The 18,094-nt window shown below is 34.3% G+C and carries 20 protein-coding genes; 15 read left to right on the top strand and 5 right to left on the bottom strand.

Features of this window, described 5'->3' with window-relative positions:
- Positions 1 to 257: 257 nt before the first annotated feature.
- Both COI44_RS04505 and COI44_RS04500 read right to left on the bottom strand, forming a co-directional pair.
- Complete coding sequence (locus COI44_RS04505) at positions 258 to 800, bottom strand: transcription repressor NadR (protein ID WP_098426869.1); 543 nt, start codon at positions 798 to 800, stop codon at positions 258 to 260.
- An 8-nt stretch (positions 801 to 808) separates the two neighbouring features.
- A complete protein-coding gene (locus tag COI44_RS04500; RefSeq protein WP_098426868.1) occupies positions 809 to 1,939 on the bottom strand; it encodes an IscS subfamily cysteine desulfurase in 1,131 nt (376 codons plus the stop codon).
- Between the two features lie 138 nt (positions 1,940 to 2,077).
- On the opposite strand from COI44_RS04500, the gene nadB reads away from it, so the two are divergent.
- The 8 genes from nadB to COI44_RS04460 all read left to right on the top strand — a co-directional run bounded on the left by nadB (position 2,078) and on the right by COI44_RS04460 (position 10,925).
- Positions 2,078 to 3,559 carry an L-aspartate oxidase gene (nadB, locus tag COI44_RS04495; RefSeq protein WP_098426867.1) on the top strand — a complete coding sequence of 494 codons (1,482 nt, stop codon included), beginning with the start codon at positions 2,078 to 2,080 and terminating at the stop codon, positions 3,557 to 3,559.
- A gap of 12 nt (positions 3,560 to 3,571) precedes the next feature.
- Positions 3,572 to 4,399 carry a carboxylating nicotinate-nucleotide diphosphorylase gene (gene nadC / locus COI44_RS04490; protein WP_098426866.1) on the top strand — a complete coding sequence of 276 codons (828 nt, stop codon included), beginning with the start codon at positions 3,572 to 3,574 and terminating at the stop codon, positions 4,397 to 4,399.
- A gap of 24 nt (positions 4,400 to 4,423) precedes the next feature.
- Positions 4,424 to 5,536, top strand: a complete 1,113-nt coding sequence (gene nadA / locus COI44_RS04485; RefSeq protein ID WP_098426865.1) for a quinolinate synthase NadA — start codon at positions 4,424 to 4,426, stop codon at positions 5,534 to 5,536.
- A gap of 214 nt (positions 5,537 to 5,750) precedes the next feature.
- Entirely contained in the window at positions 5,751 to 7,901 is a 2,151-nt protein-coding gene (locus tag COI44_RS24370; protein WP_218926909.1) for a LysM peptidoglycan-binding domain-containing protein, read from the top strand.
- Between the two features lie 243 nt (positions 7,902 to 8,144).
- On the top strand, positions 8,145 to 8,918 hold the full coding sequence (locus tag COI44_RS04475) for a YhcN/YlaJ family sporulation lipoprotein (protein WP_098426863.1): 774 nt from the start codon (positions 8,145 to 8,147) through the stop codon (positions 8,916 to 8,918).
- Between the two features lie 209 nt (positions 8,919 to 9,127).
- Positions 9,128 to 9,703, top strand: coding sequence for a TetR/AcrR family transcriptional regulator (locus COI44_RS04470; protein WP_098231546.1), 576 nt, complete (start codon positions 9,128 to 9,130; stop codon positions 9,701 to 9,703).
- Positions 9,704 to 9,736: 33 nt separating this feature from the next.
- Positions 9,737 to 10,195 (top strand): GNAT family N-acetyltransferase, encoded by a 459-nt coding sequence (locus COI44_RS04465; RefSeq protein WP_286163758.1) that lies wholly within the window; start codon positions 9,737 to 9,739, stop codon positions 10,193 to 10,195.
- Positions 10,196 to 10,415: 220 nt separating this feature from the next.
- Positions 10,416 to 10,925, top strand: a complete 510-nt coding sequence (locus COI44_RS04460) for a BofC C-terminal domain-containing protein (RefSeq protein WP_179887011.1) — start codon at positions 10,416 to 10,418, stop codon at positions 10,923 to 10,925.
- Positions 10,926 to 10,994: 69 nt separating this feature from the next.
- Here the strand turns inward: COI44_RS04460 and COI44_RS24495 are convergent, their stop codons facing one another.
- Together COI44_RS24495 and COI44_RS24490 are read right to left on the bottom strand one after the other, a co-directional pair.
- Positions 10,995 to 11,288: a GNAT family N-acetyltransferase gene (locus tag COI44_RS24495; RefSeq protein ID WP_286163757.1), complete on the bottom strand. Its 294-nt coding sequence runs from the start codon at positions 11,286 to 11,288 to the stop codon at positions 10,995 to 10,997.
- Complete coding sequence (locus COI44_RS24490) at positions 11,245 to 11,607, bottom strand: GNAT family N-acetyltransferase (protein ID WP_286163763.1); 363 nt, start codon at positions 11,605 to 11,607, stop codon at positions 11,245 to 11,247. Before COI44_RS24490 ends, COI44_RS24495 begins: the two co-directional genes overlap by 44 nt.
- 188 nt (positions 11,608 to 11,795) lie before the next feature.
- Here COI44_RS24490 and ruvA point away from each other — a divergent pair, with 188 nt between their 5' ends.
- The 6 genes from ruvA to yajC all read left to right on the top strand — a co-directional run bounded on the left by ruvA (position 11,796) and on the right by yajC (position 16,190).
- Positions 11,796 to 12,413 (top strand): Holliday junction branch migration protein RuvA, encoded by a 618-nt coding sequence (gene ruvA / locus COI44_RS04450; RefSeq protein ID WP_098426861.1) that lies wholly within the window; start codon positions 11,796 to 11,798, stop codon positions 12,411 to 12,413.
- Between the two features lie 5 nt (positions 12,414 to 12,418).
- Positions 12,419 to 13,420: a Holliday junction branch migration DNA helicase RuvB gene (gene ruvB / locus COI44_RS04445; protein ID WP_098426860.1), complete on the top strand. Its 1,002-nt coding sequence runs from the start codon at positions 12,419 to 12,421 to the stop codon at positions 13,418 to 13,420.
- On the top strand, positions 13,417 to 13,614 hold the full coding sequence (locus tag COI44_RS04440) for a DUF2905 domain-containing protein (protein ID WP_056472616.1): 198 nt from the start codon (positions 13,417 to 13,419) through the stop codon (positions 13,612 to 13,614). The genes ruvB and COI44_RS04440 overlap by 4 nt, the downstream gene beginning before the upstream one ends.
- An 87-nt stretch (positions 13,615 to 13,701) precedes the next feature.
- A complete protein-coding gene (queA, locus tag COI44_RS04435) occupies positions 13,702 to 14,730 on the top strand; it encodes a tRNA preQ1(34) S-adenosylmethionine ribosyltransferase-isomerase QueA (protein WP_098426859.1) in 1,029 nt (342 codons plus the stop codon).
- Positions 14,731 to 14,750: 20 nt separating this feature from the next.
- Positions 14,751 to 15,890, top strand: a complete 1,140-nt coding sequence (gene tgt, locus COI44_RS04430) for a tRNA guanosine(34) transglycosylase Tgt (protein WP_097978898.1) — start codon at positions 14,751 to 14,753, stop codon at positions 15,888 to 15,890.
- Between the two features lie 27 nt (positions 15,891 to 15,917).
- Entirely contained in the window at positions 15,918 to 16,190 is a 273-nt protein-coding gene (gene yajC / locus COI44_RS04425) for a preprotein translocase subunit YajC (RefSeq protein ID WP_286133825.1), read from the top strand.
- 239 nt (positions 16,191 to 16,429) lie between these two features.
- Here the strand turns inward: yajC and COI44_RS04420 are convergent, their stop codons facing one another.
- Positions 16,430 to 16,813 carry a TIGR04086 family membrane protein gene (locus COI44_RS04420; protein WP_069035161.1) on the bottom strand — a complete coding sequence of 128 codons (384 nt, stop codon included), beginning with the start codon at positions 16,811 to 16,813 and terminating at the stop codon, positions 16,430 to 16,432.
- A 221-nt stretch (positions 16,814 to 17,034) separates the two neighbouring features.
- Between COI44_RS04420 and COI44_RS04415 the strand changes: the two genes are divergently transcribed.
- Positions 17,035 to 17,685, top strand: a complete 651-nt coding sequence (locus COI44_RS04415; protein WP_098426858.1) for a DUF421 domain-containing protein — start codon at positions 17,035 to 17,037, stop codon at positions 17,683 to 17,685.
- Positions 17,686 to 18,094 lie beyond the last annotated feature (409 nt).

Below are 18,094 nucleotides of genomic sequence, written 5' to 3'. Positions count from 1 at the left end.
AAAGTTTTACCCATACTTGACTTCATATTGTACAAAAATAGGATCCTCAAAAAGGAAAAGGAGCAAATTAAAGCTTGTTGAATGGTCATAACAAGATCGAAAACATCAACTACAATTTAAACTCTGACTGAGATACCCTTACTCCACAATAAAAAAGGGATGCCCATATGTCTCTTACTCTGACACAGGAGACAGCCCCTTATTGTTTAATCAAAGAGATTTACCAATACACCTTTTCAATCCTTTTAAACCTTCACTTACGGCATGTCTACCAAAAAACCTTCATTTTTTAATTGTAAGATGGCACTTTCTAGCTGCTGTTCACTATCTGCCTCGATCGTATGAAGATGTGTTCCATTTGTTAAATTAGATAGTGGGACGGAGCTAGTTTCTCCCATTTTTTGAAGGAATAAGGTTATATCATAACGGTTCGCAATTTGTAATTGGGCTGTGATATATCCATAGACGGGATGTTCAACCATTACATCTTTAACTGTGACACCGTGATCGACTAATATTTCTAGTTCTTTTTGAGTTTCTTCAGCTGTATGGCGACAAATAATTACTTTTCTAATTTTGTCTGTTTCCTTATTAGGATGTATATAAATATAACCTTGTGCAGTTGCTAGTATAGGCTCATTTTTCGCTTTTAAAAGTGTAATATCACCTACAACAACTTGTCGACTAACATTTGCTCTTTTAGCTAAGGAATTGCCTGATAAGGGCGACTCAGACTCCTTTAACCATTGTAAAACTTTCTTTCTTCTTTCTTCCCCTAAAAGTTTTTTATTCATTTTAATTTCCTCGATTAAAAATTTTGATTAATGATTAATTTTAACACAGAAGAAAATTTGATTAAGTCTTCTTCTGTTGTCTGATTCCCGACAGAGACTCTGAAGAATTGTTTTGCCTCATGGGGGTCTCTTCCAATTGCTAACATCGTTTCTGAAGGTTTCTGCATGCCAATTGCACAAGCGCTTCCTGTTGAAATGGCAAATTGATGTCGATTACATTCAAGCATGACAAACTGACCTTCAAGTCCAATGATTCTCATTCCAATTATATTTGGAATACACTCTCCATCAGAACCTTCAAATTTTACAAGATGCTGAACATCTTGTAATTGTGATTTTAAAACATTTTTTAAATAGTGACATCTCTTTTGCTCTTCGACTTGATTTTTTATTATATGACCAGCGGCTGTTACGAATGATGCAATTGCTGGGACATTAACAGTACCGGGACGAATCCCACTTTCATGAGATGTACCGGGATAGATTGGTTGACAAGTTAATTTAGGATTTAAATAAAGGGCACCGATCCCTTTTGGTCCATATAATTTATGACCTGAAATACTAAGACTAGAAATTTCATATTTTGAGACATCTATTGTTATTTTTCCAAATGATTGTACACAATCGCAATGAAGTAGAATATTTGATGAATTAAATAAATTTGAAATTTCGTTAATCGGTTGAATGGCTCCAATTTCAGAATTTACATGTTGAAAAATACCCAATACAGTATCTTCACGAATTGCATTTTCAATCTCTTCTAATGAGATAATCCCGTTATTTGTAACTGGCAAATAAGAAACTTCATATCCTTGTTCTTCCAGTACTTTTAAATAATTACTAATTGAAGAATGCTCTAATGTGGTGGTTAATATGTGTTTTCCGACTTTTTTTGTACTCTTCAAGAGGGTTTGAATAGCAATTAAATTTGATTCAGTTCCTCCACTTGTATAGTAAATTGAAGCGGGGCTAGCATTTATAAATCCTGCTAATTGTTTGCGGCATGCTTCAAGTAACAGTGATGCCTTTGAGCCAATATCATGTAAACTTCGCTCATTTCCAAAGTAATTTTTAGAGGCAGTGACAAATGTCTCAATGGCTTCTTCACTCATTGGAGTTGTAGCAGCATAGTCTAAATAAATCAAATTAAAGTCTCCTTTTTTGTGCATTAAAAAAAAATTTCTTGTCATTAGTTTAAATATATGTAAATATAGGTGTCAAGACAGCTTTTTTATCTATAAGATAAAATTTAAATAGATGTACTGTAAATGGAGGGGGCAACTATGCGAACTGCAGACGTTGTCATTATTGGCAGTGGGATTGCTGCTTTAATGGCTGCTGAGGAAATTTGTCAGTCTAAAAATGTGATTCTATTCACAAAGAAAAAAATTTGGGACAGCAATTCGATGCTTGCACAAGGTGGAATTGCAGCTGTAATGTCTGATGATGATTCTTGGGAGCTTCATAAACAAGATACGCTCGAAGCGGGTTGTAATGTAAATAATATAGAAGCAGTAGAAGAACTAGTAAAGAACGGAACAACGTCTATGAAGGATCTTGTTTCTATTGGCATGAAGTTTGACAAAGATGAATCAGGTCAGTTCCATCTTGGTAGAGAAGGAGCGCATCGGAAAAATAGAATTTTACATTCTGGCGGAGATGCCACTGGAAAGCATTTAGTTGAAACTGTTTATGCACGGATAAAAGATAAAATAACGATTATTGAACATGAAATGATAATTGATTTAATCATACAAGATGGAATATGTAAGGGTGTTTATATACTTAATGATAATGGGGAATTAGAATCCTGTTTTGCAAACACAACACTTCTGGCAACGGGCGGTATTGGGGCAATGTATCAATTTAGTTCTAATAATAAGGCCATAACCGGAGATGGAATTGCAATGGCATTTCGAGCGGGTTGTGAGATGGCTGATTTGGAATTTATTCAATTTCATCCTACGATGCTTTATATTAATGGGGCATGTAAAGGTCTAGTATCAGAAGCTGTTCGAGGTGAAGGAGCTTTTTTAGTAACGAAAACTGGTCGTCGCATAATGAAAGGAATTCATCCTTTTGAAGATTTAGCACCAAGAGATGTTGTTAGTAGGACGATTTTTAATGAAATGCAAAACGGGGAAGAAATCTTTTTATCGATCGAAATGATTGATGGATTTGAACAACGTTTCCCAACAATTACTGCCAATCTTATTAATAACGGAATTGATTTACAACAAGGATTGATTCCTGTTGTTCCAGGCGCACATTTCCACATGGGTGGGGTAAAGACATCTGCAAATGGAGAGACGACAATTCCAGGATTGTATGCAGTAGGAGAGGTTGCTTGTACAGGTGTGCATGGTGCAAATCGACTCGCTAGTAATTCTTTATTGGAAGGGATTGTGTTTGGTAAAAAGGTTGCGAAATTTATTGCTGACCTTCCTTTAGCTAAAATAAATGAGAATCCACCAAAATACATGATACCAAGATTTAGAACTTTACCTACAAAAGATGAAATTAAAGAAATTATGATGAAGTATATCGGTATTGTAAGAAATGAAGACGATTTAAATAAAGCAATCACCTATTTTTCTTACTTCTTAGAGTCTAAAACAGTTGATTCACGTCCGATGAACAAAGAGGAACTAGAAAGATACAATATGCTAATTACTGGAAAACTAATTGCAGAAGCTGCTATAAGAAGAAAAGAAAGCATCGGCTCACATTTTAAAGAATATATAGATCAACCAGCTAATATTTGAGGAGAGAAATTCATGAATACATTAAAAGCTAAAAAAATGATTGAGCAATTTTTACTAGAGGATATTGGAGAAGGGGATCTATCCTCAATTCATATTTTTCCAATGCATGAAAGAACAACTGGAAAAGTTCTTGCAAAAGCAGATGGAGTAATTGCGGGTACTGATTTAGTCGAAATAACTTATAAATTACTTCATGAAGATATAAAAGTAACTCTACACGTTAAAGATGGTGAATCTGTTCAGGCAGGGCAGCTGATTGCAGAAATAGAAGGACCAGTTCAAGTGTTATTATCAGGTGAAAGAGTTATGCTTAATCTATTACAACGAATGAGTGGGATTGCAACGCTTACTTCAAAAGCAGTTGAAACATTAAACGACGAAAAAATCAAACTTGTCGATACAAGAAAAACGATGCCAGGTTTACGTTTGTTTGATAAGTATGCAGTTACTTGTGGTGGAGGAGCGAACCATCGTTTCGGTTTATATGATGCAGTGATGCTTAAAGATAATCATATTGCTTACGCAGGTTCAATTAAAAATGCAGTTGATTCATTACGAAATAAATTAGGTCATATGGTCAAAATTGAAGTCGAGACTGAAAACAAAGATCAAGTTCTCCAAGCTATTGAAGCTGGTGCAGATGTCATTATGTTTGATAATCGTACTCCAGATGAAATAAAAGAATTCGTTAAGCTTGTTCCAGAAACGATTGTTACGGAAGCTTCTGGTGGAATTACTTTAGATAATTTAGCAGGCTTTCAAAACTGTGGTGTAAATGTTATTTCTTTAGGCTGTTTAACACATTCGGCAAAAGCATTAGATATAAGCTTCTACTTGTAATAAAGAGGGATTGGAGTGGGGACAATGAACGTTTTAGATATGATACAAAAAAATGAAGGATATCAAATTCCTGATGAGTACTATACATTATCAACTGAGGAAATGGAAAAAAGAGTAAAAGATATAAAAGAGAGATTAGGTGATGCTCTTTTCATTCCAGGTCATCATTATCAAAAGGAAGAAGTTGTAGTTTTCTCAGATTCGACTGGAGATTCTCTACAACTTGCTCAAGTTGCTGCTAATAATAAAAAAGCGAAATATATTGTATTTTGTGGCGTACATTTTATGGCAGAGACCGCAGATATTTTAACGGAAGATGAACAGATTGTTATTTTACCTGATATGAGAGCAGGCTGTTCAATGGCAGATATGGCAGATCACCATCAAACTGATCGTGCATGGGTAGAGTTACAGAAGCTTTTCGGAGACACAATTTTACCGTTAACATATGTTAATTCAACAGCTGCAATTAAAGCGTTTGTCGGTAGAAATGATGGTGCAACCGTAACTTCATCTAATGCTAAAAAGGTGGTTTCGTGGGCTTTCACACAAAAAGAACGTATTTTGTTCCTACCTGATCAACATTTAGGTAGAAATACTGCATTTGAATTAGGTGTACCGTTAGAGCATATGGCGATTTGGAATCCAATAACGGACACTTTAGAATATGAGGGCGGCGATCTAAATAACATCAAAGTAATACTTTGGAAAGGTCACTGCTCTGTTCATGAGAATTTTACAGTAAAAAATATTGAGAATGTACGAAAAAATCATCCTGATATGAGGATTATTGTGCATCCAGAATGTTCTAGAGAAGTTGTAGCAGCAAGTGATGACAATGGATCGACTAAATATATTATTGACCAAATTGAAGCTGCTCCTTCAGGAAGTAAATGGGCAATTGGAACTGAAATGAATCTAGTTCAAAGAATTATAAAAAATCATCCTGATAAGGAGATCATTTCATTAAATCCATTTATGTGTCCATGCTTAACGATGAATCGTATCGATTTACCACATTTATTATGGTCTTTAGAAAATATCGAAAAAGGTAACATCCAAAATATTATAAAAGTTGATAAACAAACTGCAAAAGATGCAATTAAGGCATTAGATAAAATGCTTGAGCTTGCTTAAAAAATAAAATAGTATAAAAAATTAAAATCATTTAGTTCAATCTGAGCTAAATGATTTTTTTATAGAAAAAACAAGAATAAAGTAAATACTTATACAAGCTTACTCGTCATAAATTAAAATACCTTCTATCATAAATACAAATATTCAGACATACATTGTTGTGAGGTACTAATGTACAATCCAACGTAGAGGCAATTGGTCAGGAGGGGAAAAGGTGAGAATTCACATAGTAATAAAGGGCGATACCCTTAAGAGCATTGCTCAAAAATATAACATCGACTACGAAGAGATAGTTAAATTAAATGCCCAACTAAGTAATCCAGATATGATCTATCCTGGCATGAAAATAAAAGTGCCAGAAAGGGGAGAAAAACCAGCCCCATTAGGTTCTAAAAAGGAGGTACAGCAACCTAAGCCAAGTGTTGCTTTGGAGGTAGAAAAAGGAAATGTTCAACCTGTAGCTCAGACACAACCTGCTGTCACGCCGAATACAAAGCCAGTTGATAATAATTTGAATATTAATGTAGAGGTTACACCGACAGTAAAACCTGTAATTCAGGTACCTATTCCACCTGCGAAACCAACTGTATCACCTGCGACAAATAATGCGAATCAACAAGTATCTCCTGTTCAAACTGGAAAACCAAATGCGAACATACCGCAAGTTGTTTCGCCAGTGGCAGTTAAAAATCCGATAAATGATAATAAATCAAATGTGAACACCAAGGGAGGACAAAGCATGTCAGAGAAAAAGAACTACTTCCCAGGATCATTGGTTTCTCCGTCAACACCAAATCCGCAAGTATCGCCAGCGGAAACAGGAAAACCAAATCAACAAGTATCGCCTGTATCTACAGGAAAACCAAATCAACAAGTATCACCGGTATCAACAGGAAAACCAAATGTGCAAGTATCACCAGTATCAACAGGAAAACCAAATGTGCAAGTATCACCAGTATCAACAGGAAAAGCGAAAGAGCAGGTCTTACCAGTAGCAACAGGAAAACCGAATATGCAAGTATCACCGGTATCAACAGGAAAACCAAATATGCAAGTATCGCCAGTATCAACAGGAAAGCCGAATATGCAAGTATCACCAGTATCAACAGGGAAACCAAATATGCAAGTGTCACCGGTATCAACAGGAAAACCAAATATGCAAGTATCACCAGTATCAACAGGAAAACCAAATATGCAAGTATCGCCAGCGGCAACAGGAAAACCAAATGCGCAAGTATCACCAGTAGCAACTAATAAAGCCCAAACATTACCAGCATATATGGGGCCAAATAATGCACCACAAACAATGCCAGCTTATATGGGACCAAATGCACCACAAACACTTCCAGCATACTCAGGACCAAATGTACCTCAAACATTACCAGCGTATGTAGGACCAAATCCAAACGCAGCCCAAACGCTACCAGCGTATGTAGGACCAAATCCAAACGCAGCCCAAACGCTACCAGCATATGTAGGACCAAATCCAAACGCAGCCCAAACATTACCAGCATATATGGGACCAAATGAAAACTTCCCACAAACAATGCCGGCATATATGGGACCAAACGCAAACTTCCCACAAACAATGCCAGCATATATGGGGCCTAACGCAAACTTCCCACAAACATTACCAGCATATATGGGACCGAATGAAAACTTCCCACAAACATTACCAGCGTATATGGGACCAAACGCACACTATCCTTTCTATCCACGAGGAGAAGGAGGGGCATTACCAACATTACCGAGTTTTGGAGCTATGCCGATGCTGCCTGGAGTAACTGGAGAAGCACCAGTTCCGCCAACTGCGATGCCAACGCCATTACCAGCACCAATTCCTACACCATTACCAGCACCAATGCCAGGAAATACTGGGCAAACAATGCCAGCATATATGGGGCCGAATCCAAATACAGGCCAAACATTACCGGCATATATGGGACCGAATCCAAATTTAGCCCAAACATTACCGGCATACATGGGACCGAACGGAAACTTCCCACAAACATTACCAGCATATATGGGACCAAATGAAAATTTCCCAGCAACAATGCCAGCATATATGGGACCAAATGAAAATTTCCCAGTAACAATGCCAGCATACATGGGACCAAACGCAAACTTCCCAGCAACAATGCCGGCATATATGGGACCGAACGGAAACTTCCCACAAACATTACCAGCTATGGATTATCCAAAATTCCAAGGCGGACCAGTTGTTTCACCGTATGCTGCTGGACCGACTCCAATGTATCGTGATGCATCAGAACCATATTTTGATCCAAATTCGCAATTATTTACTCCTTATGCACAAAATCAATCTTCATATGGAGTGCCATATTTTGAGGAAGATGAACAATAAAGAATTTTATTTAAAAAGGCGATTATTTTCTAATCGTCTTTTTTTTATTTTAACTATTTCATACAGGAATTAATTGGATTAGAAATTAATTTCTCATGAAACAGCCTTTAAAGGCCACTTTTTTACTTAAAATGAGTTTCAAACCATCAATTAACAATTTAAAATCCACCTAATAAGGTCAACCTAACTTTGTAATACAACTTTAGTATTACAATTAGCTGTAATTAAAGGGAGGGTTTTATATTGAATAAAAAAGGTCTTATCGTTGCTACAGGTACGGTGCTAACAGCTTTAACATTATCTGCTTGTGGAACTAACAATAATGCCATGAATGACCATAAAAGAAATGTTGGTTATGAAAAAGTAAACTTCAATAAACCGACAAACCCTTATGCGGTTAATTACCGTTATGAAAACGTAAACTATCCTAATAACCAAGATTATTTCACAAAGAAAAATAATCACTACGGAAATGATCGAATAAATGAAGGTTTAAGTAGTGAGTATTCTAATGATGGCGTTATCCATGACGGGACATATGGAAGAAATGTCAACAATATGAATAGAAACTACACGATGGATCAAGTTCGTTATAATAACGATTTAAACACAGCTCCTCTTGTACCATATACAAATATTAGTACAAACACTAATATGAATGCGGGTGAACGAAAGTTTGCGGACCAAATTTCTAAACGTGTAGAACAAATGTCAAATGTAGCCAAAGCAAACACGGTTGCTGTTGGTGATCAGGTTCTTGTTGCAGTAGATTTGGTAAATGAAAATGTTGATGAAAGCGCATTTCGATCAAAAATTAAAGACGCTTTATCACCATACACGAGTGGTAAAAAAGTATATATAACATTCGATGGAACAATTAGAAATAATTTGAATAACATTCCAAATAATGTTCCAAATGCCACAAAAAATGTATTATACGATACAAAAGAAAATGTTAAACATATGTATCGAAATGTAAAAAATGATGTTAAGGATGCAACTAATCCAAACCGTTAAAAATCAATTTTTACATTAAAAAGGAAGAAGCTCTTGCTTCTTCCTTTTTTTTAGTGTTCAGATTTAGGGATCGGATTTCATTAAGTTTTTTACTGTTAGTTCTTAGAATAGTTAAATAATTCGTTTGATGAGGGTTAAACAATATGGTAAAGTGATTTTTATATTGACCAAAAGTTCGAAGTGGTCAATTGGTTAATAAGAGATTTGAGGTGAGTTTTTTGAAAAAGCAAAATATTTTACAAGCTGCCACAAAGTCATTTACCATCTTTGGCTATAAAGCAACTACAATGAGTCAAATCGCAAAACAGGCAAATGTTGGAAAGGGAACAATCTATACTTTTTTCAAAAATAAAGAAGAATTGTTTGATGAAATCATCAATAATTTGATTACTGAAATGAAATTTTTAGCAGAACAATCCATTCGTGATGAGGATTCATTCATCGAAAAAGCACATAAAGGAATTGAAGTTTTTATTGCTTTTCATAATGAACATGAATTAACAATAAAGTTACTTCAGGAACAAAAAGAAATTGGAACGACTATAGTACATGATGCTTTAAAACGATTGAATCATTCAATCATTCTATACATACAAAAAAAAATTGAAGAGGCAATCGCAAAGAAAGAAATTGTTGAATGTGATCCCGAAATAACTGCTTTGGTAATGTTTCGACTTTATACAACACTTAAAATCGATTGGGAGAAAGAGCACGAAGCACTAAGTCCTAAAAAAATTACTGAGTTATTTAACTTTTATATCCTAAATGGTTTATCAAAAGGGTAGGATTAAGGGTCAGTGGATTAGGAGGATAAAATTTTGATTTTTAAATTAGACAATAAAGATAAAAAAATGGCGAATTTAATTTTAAATGTACAGTTACCTGCATATAAGGTAGAGGCGAGGTTAATCAATTTTGAAGGAATACCACAATTAAAGGACAATGTCGAAAGTATTATAGATTCCAAAGAAATCTTTATCGGTTATGTGATTGAGAATGATTTAAAAGGATTTTTGGCCTATTCAGAAGGCGATAACGAATATCAAATATGTAGATTAGTAGTACATCCTAGTTGCTTTAAGCGGGGGATAGCAAGAAAATTAGTTAATTATTTTTTAAATGAAATTGCTAAAAAGAAAAAGGTAATTGTTACAACAGGATCAGATAACCTACCGGCCATTAACTTATATAAAACTTCTGGTTTTAAATTTTATAAGAAAATTGAAGTGGCACCTAATTTTTTTATCTCTCTATTTGAAAATACATCTGATCATTAAAGATAAAATTACAAAGTTAAATAGATAAGATTCTTTTTAATTAGAAAAGATGAGGATCATTAGCTTTCATCCCCCTTTCCTAAAGACAACTCTTTAGGTTTTTTTGTTTAAAAGATTAAAGGCCATTTACATATAAAAATTTTAAACATCTTGGATAAAGATAAAAGGAATGGTCAAACTAAAAAAGCTTGTATGATTTTGTCTAAAGGAGTGGATGTTTGTGAAAAAGTTCATTTTAATTTTTGTTTGTTTACTAGCTTTATTAATACCGGCACAAACTGAAACATTGGCAGCTCATAATGATATTCATCATAGTTCTAACAAAAAGGGGATTACAATCATTTTACATAAAGTATATATAAACGGTGAAGTGATTGAGGAAATTTATAATAATCAACACAAAACCCTGGGTCAAGTCAAAAAAGAATTTAAGGGTTGGAAAGTCATAGAGGAAAATGATGATCAAATCGTATTAATGAAAAAAATAAATGATCTTTCACCTACTTTAAAGTCGAAAGGTTATTTAGGAATAAATTCAAATGGAGTTTTGAACTTATATATTGGAGTGCCAAGTGGTAATAATATTATTGAATCTTTTTTTCAAATAGATACGAATAAATTAGAAGTAAACAAACAAAAGCAGCTTGAGAAAGGGATTAAAATTTCGACCAAAAATCATTACGAATATCTATTACATTACTTAAAAGAGTATGAAAGAATCGTAAATTGAACTTCGGAATTCGCCCCTGGTCAATCCGTAACGACTAACTAAATATAAAAAATAATCCACAAAGGTGATTTATTTTCCTTGTGGATTTTTTGTGTTTTTATGGTTCAAGTCATTTTTTCGATCTCGAACTTCCTTTTCCTGAGTCCTTTCCCATTCACTTCGCAAAATTGAATAAACATAAGTATCATGCGCTGTACTTCCTTGTATTAAATACTCGCGTAGTAGACCCTCATTCGTAAATCCTATTTTTTCAAGGAGTTTTTGGGAAGGGAGATTTTCTGGATAAACGATTGCTCCAATCCGATTTAGTTGAAGAACATCAAATCCATATGATAATAATGCTTTTAAAGCTTTCTGTCGCAAAACCTTTTCTCCAATAGTCTGGGTGAAGCTCATAGCCAACTTCTGCCCTTTTGTTTCGTTCTTGGTAGGCAGTAAATCCACATGTTCCGATTAATTTGTTTGTTTCATTATCAATCATCCCCCAACGGATGCCATTTCGTGTTTCATACATTTCTCTAAAATAATGAATTACGTCCAATACTTCACTACTATTTTTTAGTGCATCTAGTCCATAATATTTGGTGACATCTTCTCTTGATAAAATATTGAACATCCGATTAAGATCAGTGACTTTAATTTCTCTTAAATAAAGTCTCTCTGTAGTTAGAATTGGAAACATGTTCAAATCGAATGGCCTCCCTATGGTTAAGTATCGAGCTTTTAAATTTTTGCTAAATTTATTAGTCATTTTTATATGAATTTTTTAGTTAAATCATATGTATAAAATTTTTATTTTCGACAGCCGACTATTTTTTTCCTTCTTCTTTCTATGGTACAATGGAATACATGTAAAAAGGGGAGAAAACCATGTACGAATACATAATTGGAAAGATAGAATGGGTTGGACCAGAATATATTGTAATTGATCATAATGGAATAGGTTATCAATTATTTACACCTAATCCATATGTTTTTAGACCTTCAAATGAAATCTTAAAAGTTTATACTCATCATTATGTACGAGAAGATGTTATGATGTTATATGGTTTTAAAACATTAGATGAACGTACTTTATTTCAAAAATTGTTAAGTGTGTCAGGAATCGGTCCGAAAGGTGCCTTGGCAATTGTTGCTACTGGAGAGCCAAATCAAATTGTTCATGCGATAGAAGAAGAGGACGAGGTATTTTTAACAAAATTTCCTGGTGTTGGTAAAAAGACAGCAAGACAAATGATCCTTGATTTAAAAGGAAAACTTGAAAAAGTCTTTGGAGCAGTTCAAGTCGATTTATTTACTGACCTAGATGCTATTGAGGAGAAAGAAAGTGCAGCATCTTCATTAGATGATGCAATTGAAGCTTTAAAAGCATTAGGCTATGCGGAAAAAGAAGTTAAAAAGATCGTACCGTTATTAAAGAATGAAAAACTTTCAACTGATGAATATATTAAAAAAGCACTTCAATTACTATTGCAAGCTAAGAGGTGATGAAAATGGATGACCGAATTTTATCAAGTGAAAGTAGTGGCGAGGAATTTGATCAAGAGCTTTCACTAAGGCCTCAATCATTAAGGGAATATATAGGGCAAGATAAAGTTAAAAAGAATTTGCAAGTTTTTATTGAAGCTGCAAAAATGCGAAATGAGTCTTTAGATCATGTTCTATTATACGGTCCTCCTGGATTAGGTAAAACCACTTTAGCAGCGATTATTGCGAATGAACTAGGTGTTGGATTTAAAACGACTTCAGGACCAGCGATTGAGCGTCCTGGAGATTTAGCAGCTATTTTGACTTCACTTCAACCAGGTGATGTATTATTTATTGATGAAATTCACCGACTGCCTAGAACAGTAGAAGAAGTACTTTACCCAGCAATGGAAGACTTTTTCTTTGATATCGTAATTGGCAAGGATGCAACTGCTAGGTCGGTAAGAATTGATTTGCCACCATTTACATTAATAGGTGCAACAACTAGAGCAGGTCTCCTTTCTTCACCACTTAGAGATCGTTTTGGAGTATTAAATCGGTTAGAATTTTATACAGTTCAACAGCTAGCATTAATCGTTAAAAGAACAGCAGAGTTATTTGGAATGGAAATTGAAAATGACGCTGCTTTAGAGGTAGCTAGAAGGTCTCGAGGTACACCTCGAATTGCAAACCGTTTATTACGAAGAGTTAGAGATTTTGCTCAAGTTCAAGGGAGTGGAATCATTACCTTTGAAATAGCAAAAGACTCTCTAATTCAAATGCAGGTAGATGAAGCAGGTCTAGACCATATCGATCATAAATTGTTACTAGCTATTATTGAGCGTTTTAAAGGCGGTCCTGTTGGGGTTGATACGATTGCAGCTTCAATCGGGGAAGAGTCCCAAACGATTGAAGATGTATATGAGCCATATTTACTTCAAATTGGATTTCTTCAGCGGACTCCTAGGGGACGAATTGTTACTGATTTAACATACAAACATTTCGGGTTGCAGGTGCCGGAGCAATGATTGATTTGTCAAAAATTTTAATTACATTAGGAATTATCTTATTAGTTGTTGGATTGTTTATTCGATTTGTAGGGAAACTTCCAGGCGATATTTTTATAAAAAAAGGAAATGTATCGTTTTACTTCCCGATTGTAACATGTATTATTATAAGTATTTTACTTTCACTTATTTTTTCACTATTTGGGAGAAAATAAATCAGTAGGAATATATAGAGTTTGGAAAAGGGAATTGTGGTTAACCTCCCATAGTCCTTACTCCTGAATTTTATGAGGTGTATAGAAATGGATGTAAATTTATTTGATTTTGATTTACCTGAAGAATTGATTGCTCAGACTCCTTTGTTGGACCGAGAAGCATCGAGACTTATGGTATTACATAAAGAGTCTGGAAATGTAGAGCATAAACAGTTTCCAGATGTGTTAGATTATTTACAAGAGGGCGATTGTTTAGTTTTAAATGAAACAAAAGTCATGCCTGCTAGATTATTTGGTGTGAAAGAAGATACAGGTGCCCAAATTGAAGTATTATTACTTCAACAAGAAGAGCAGGATGTATGGGAAACATTAGTTAAGCCTGCTAAAAGAGTAAAAGAAGGTACAATCATTTTATTTGGTGATGGCAGATTAAAGGCGGAATGTGTAGGTTCTAGTGAACAAGGTGGAAGAAAATTAAAATTCCAATACGATGGGATTTTTTATGAGATCTTAGACCAACTAGGTGAAATGCCGCTTCCTCCATATATTAAAGAAAAATTAGAAGATAAAGATCGTTATCAGACAGTATTTGCAAAAGAAATTGGTTCAGCTGCGGCGCCTACGGCAGGTTTACATTTTACAAAAGAACTCTTAGCTAAAGTTCAAGAGAGAGGTGTAAAGTTAGCATTTATTACATTGCATGTAGGTTTAGGTACATTTAGACCAGTAAGTGTAGAATCTATTGAAGAACATGATATGCACTCCGAATACTACTATATGTCTGATGAAACGGCTAAACTGTTAAATGAAACGAAAGCAAACGGTGGTAGAATCATTACTGTTGGAACAACTTCTACTCGTACAGTTGAAACGATTGCTACAGCTAATAACGGTAAGTTTGAAGGGTCTAGTGGTTGGACGTCTATCTTCATTTTCCCAGGATATAAATTTATGGGAATTGACGGGATGATTACGAACTTCCATTTACCAAAATCAACTCTAATTATGCTGATTAGTGCTTTAGCTGGAAGAGAACCAGTTTTATCTGCTTATAAAGAAGCAGTAGATCAAAAATATCGCTTTTTTAGCTTTGGCGATGCAATGTTAATACTTTAAGAATTGAAAGGAATCGAAAAATGACAGCAATTCGTTATGAACATATTAAAACTTGTAAGCAAACAGGTGCGAGATTAGGAATTGTCCATACTCCACATGGTTCATTTGAAACTCCAGCATTTATGCCTGTTGGAACTTTAGCCACTGTTAAAACAATGTCTCCTGAAGATTTAAAAGCAATGGGGTCAGGTATTATTTTAAGTAATACTTACCATTTATGGTTAAGACCTGGTCATGAGATTATTAAAAAAGCTGGTGGCTTACATAAATTTATGAACTGGGATCGTGCAATCTTAACAGATTCAGGAGGTTTCCAAGTATTTAGCTTAAGTCAATTCCGAAAAATTGAAGAAGAAGGCGTACATTTCAGAAATCACTTAAATGGCGATAAATTATTCCTCTCACCTGAAAAGGCGATGGAAATTCAAAATGCATTAGGTTCTGATATCATGATGGCGTTTGATGAATGTCCACCATACCCTGCTGAGTATGATTACATGAAACGTTCAGTTGAAAGAACTAGCAGATGGGCAGAGCGTTGTTTAAATTCTCACCAAAGACCAGAGGATCAAGGATTATTCGGTATTGTACAAGGTGGAGAATACGAAGAACTTCGTAAACAATCCGCTAGAGACTTAGTTTCTTTAGATTTCCCAGGCTATGCAATTGGTGGATTATCAGTTGGTGAACCAAAGGATGTAATGAATAGAGTATTAGAATTTACGACTCCTTTACTACCAACGGATAAACCAAGATATTTAATGGGGGTAGGTTCTCCTGATTCATTAATTGATGGCGCAATTCGAGGAGTGGATATGTTTGACTGCGTACTTCCAACGCGTATCGCTCGAAATGGCACATGTATGACAAGTGAAGGGCGATTAGTTATTAAGAATGCAAAATATGCAGAGGACTATTCTCCACTTGATCCTAATTGTGATTGTTATGCATGTAAAAACTATACAAGAGCATATATCCGTCATTTAATCCGATGTGAAGAGACGTTTGGAATGCGATTGACTACTTACCATAACTTACATTTTCTGTTACAATTAATGGAACAAGTTCGCCAAGCAATCCGCGAAGACCGTTTAGGTGATTTCCGAGAAGAGTTTTTTGAACAATACGGTTTTAATAAGCCGAACGCTAGGAACTTCTAAAATTTACATATTGAAAGGAAGATTAAGATGGGTAATGGTTTAATGGGGATTTTACCTCTAATATTAATGTTTATAGTTTTCTACTTCTTACTAATCCGTCCACAACAAAAGCGTCAAAAGCAAACTGCTAATATGCAAGCTGGAATTAGCAAAGGCGATATGGTTGTAACAATCGGTGGATTACACGGTTTAGTTGATGCTGTTAACGAAGAAAATAATACAATTACTTTAAAAACTGCTGATGGATCACGTATGGTATTTGAAAAAAGCGCAATTCGTGAAACAAGAACACAAGCTTAATTTTAAAAAAATTGTATCGTAAGAAACGCTAGTTCCATTTTGGAAACTAGCGTTTTGTTTATTTTATAAGAAATTTAAATTAAGTCTCAAGGAATTTAAAACACTCAAAAAAGTTGATTATCAGACTGATTGCAAGCGTTTGTCTTTCGAGGTGCAAAGTTACCTTAGACGGTAATGAGCACCGCGCAGGCAGCGAAGCAACGAAGAAAGCGAGCGTTTTCGGGCAGTCTGATGTCTGATTATTTATTATAAGATTTATTACTTGCAGCGTTCACTCCAAAAATTGACCCTAACATACAAACCCCTAAAAAGATCCCATGATACATTATTTGTTCCTGTGAAAAAGTTCGGTCATAGCCAAGAAACTGTACAAAAAATACAAAAATAGAATATGCTCCACTCGTTAATAATCCAAGAATCCAACCCTTTTCTTTCCCTTTCGCTCCTGTAACAAAACCACCAATTAACATAACGATAAATGATAGGATAAGTGTTGTTGTTGTAACACTTGCTTCTGTAAGTGAAGTTAGTTTAAGTAATAATGATAAAATCAAACTAATTGACAATACTAATAATAGAATAGTTAAAAAGCCAAAAGAGACAGCTACAGCTGTTTTTTTCATTCATATTCCCCCTTGTACACTCTTTTATACAAGCATATTCATGAGATGAATTTTTAGAATACTTATAGAGCAATTAGAAATAGTAAAATTATGAACAAAATTCTACTATTATTTTCTTTATGGAAAATTAGTTGTATTTGGACTCATATTTACAGGTATTAAGTGATAACTGAAGAACATTTTTTTAAAATCAACAAGTTTTGGATGTGAGGGTAAGTAAAATGGAATTAGGTTCTATGACGATTCGTACCATTTTAATTTATTTAATTATTGCATTTTTCTTTCGGTTAATGGGTAAGAGAGAAATAGGAGAGTTAAGTTTATTAGATTTAGTCGTTTATATATTGTTAACTGAAATAGCAGCCATCGGTATCGAAAACCATGATGATCCGATCATAAAAGTAATCTATCCAATGTTTTTAATAGTCGTTATCCAAATAATTTTTTCTTTAATTTCGCTAAAAAGTGTTAAATTTAGAAAAATATTAGATGGACATCCTGTATTAATCATTAGTAAAGGTAAAGTTTTAGAGAAAGAGATGAAAAAACAGAGATACACGTTTGACGACCTATTACTCCAACTTAGAGAGAAGGATATCGGCGATGTACGGGATGTTGATTATGCACTACTAGAGCCTACAGGAAAATTATCAATATTTAAAAAGGAAATAAACGGTGACATAAATTATAGTTCACTCACATTTCCATTAATATTAGATGGTATCGTACAAGAAGATAATTTAAATCAGTATCATAAAGATAAACAATGGTTATTAGAAGAGTTAAAAAAACATGGTTATGATGAATTTAAACAAGTATCTTATTGTAGCCTACGAGGCGGAGAAATATTTTTTGATAAGAAAGATGAATGATGAAGGATCTAGAGTTAACAATATCCTGCAGTGGAAATTAACCAACAAAGTATAAAACGGTTAATGTTTAAAACGTACATTAAGTGAAAATTTAATGATTAAATTATTAATTTTGGTGAGAAATTAATGATTTTAAATGTTAATATGTTTGAGCAGTTTTATAATATCAACGAACTCTAGTAATTGTTTATTATTAATTAGTTAAAAATATTTAAGAGTAACTTATAAAAAAACAATTTCAAATGATTATTATAATACGATGATGTTCCATCTTAATTGACCTACAAACTGATTAACAAGCTTTTATGCTACCCTTAGTAAAGGATATTAAATTAGGTTTTTTAGTGTAAACTTTTTTTGATGAAAAAGTTGATTGGAACGGAAGGATGCTCGACTCCTATGGGATAAG

The sequence above is a fragment of the Bacillus sp. AFS088145 genome (assembly GCF_002564465.1).
Lineage (GTDB): Bacteria > Bacillota > Bacilli > Bacillales > Bacillaceae_G > Gottfriedia.
The sequence above is the reverse complement of the archived record's forward strand: the minus strand, read 5'-3'. Positions and strand labels throughout refer to the sequence as shown.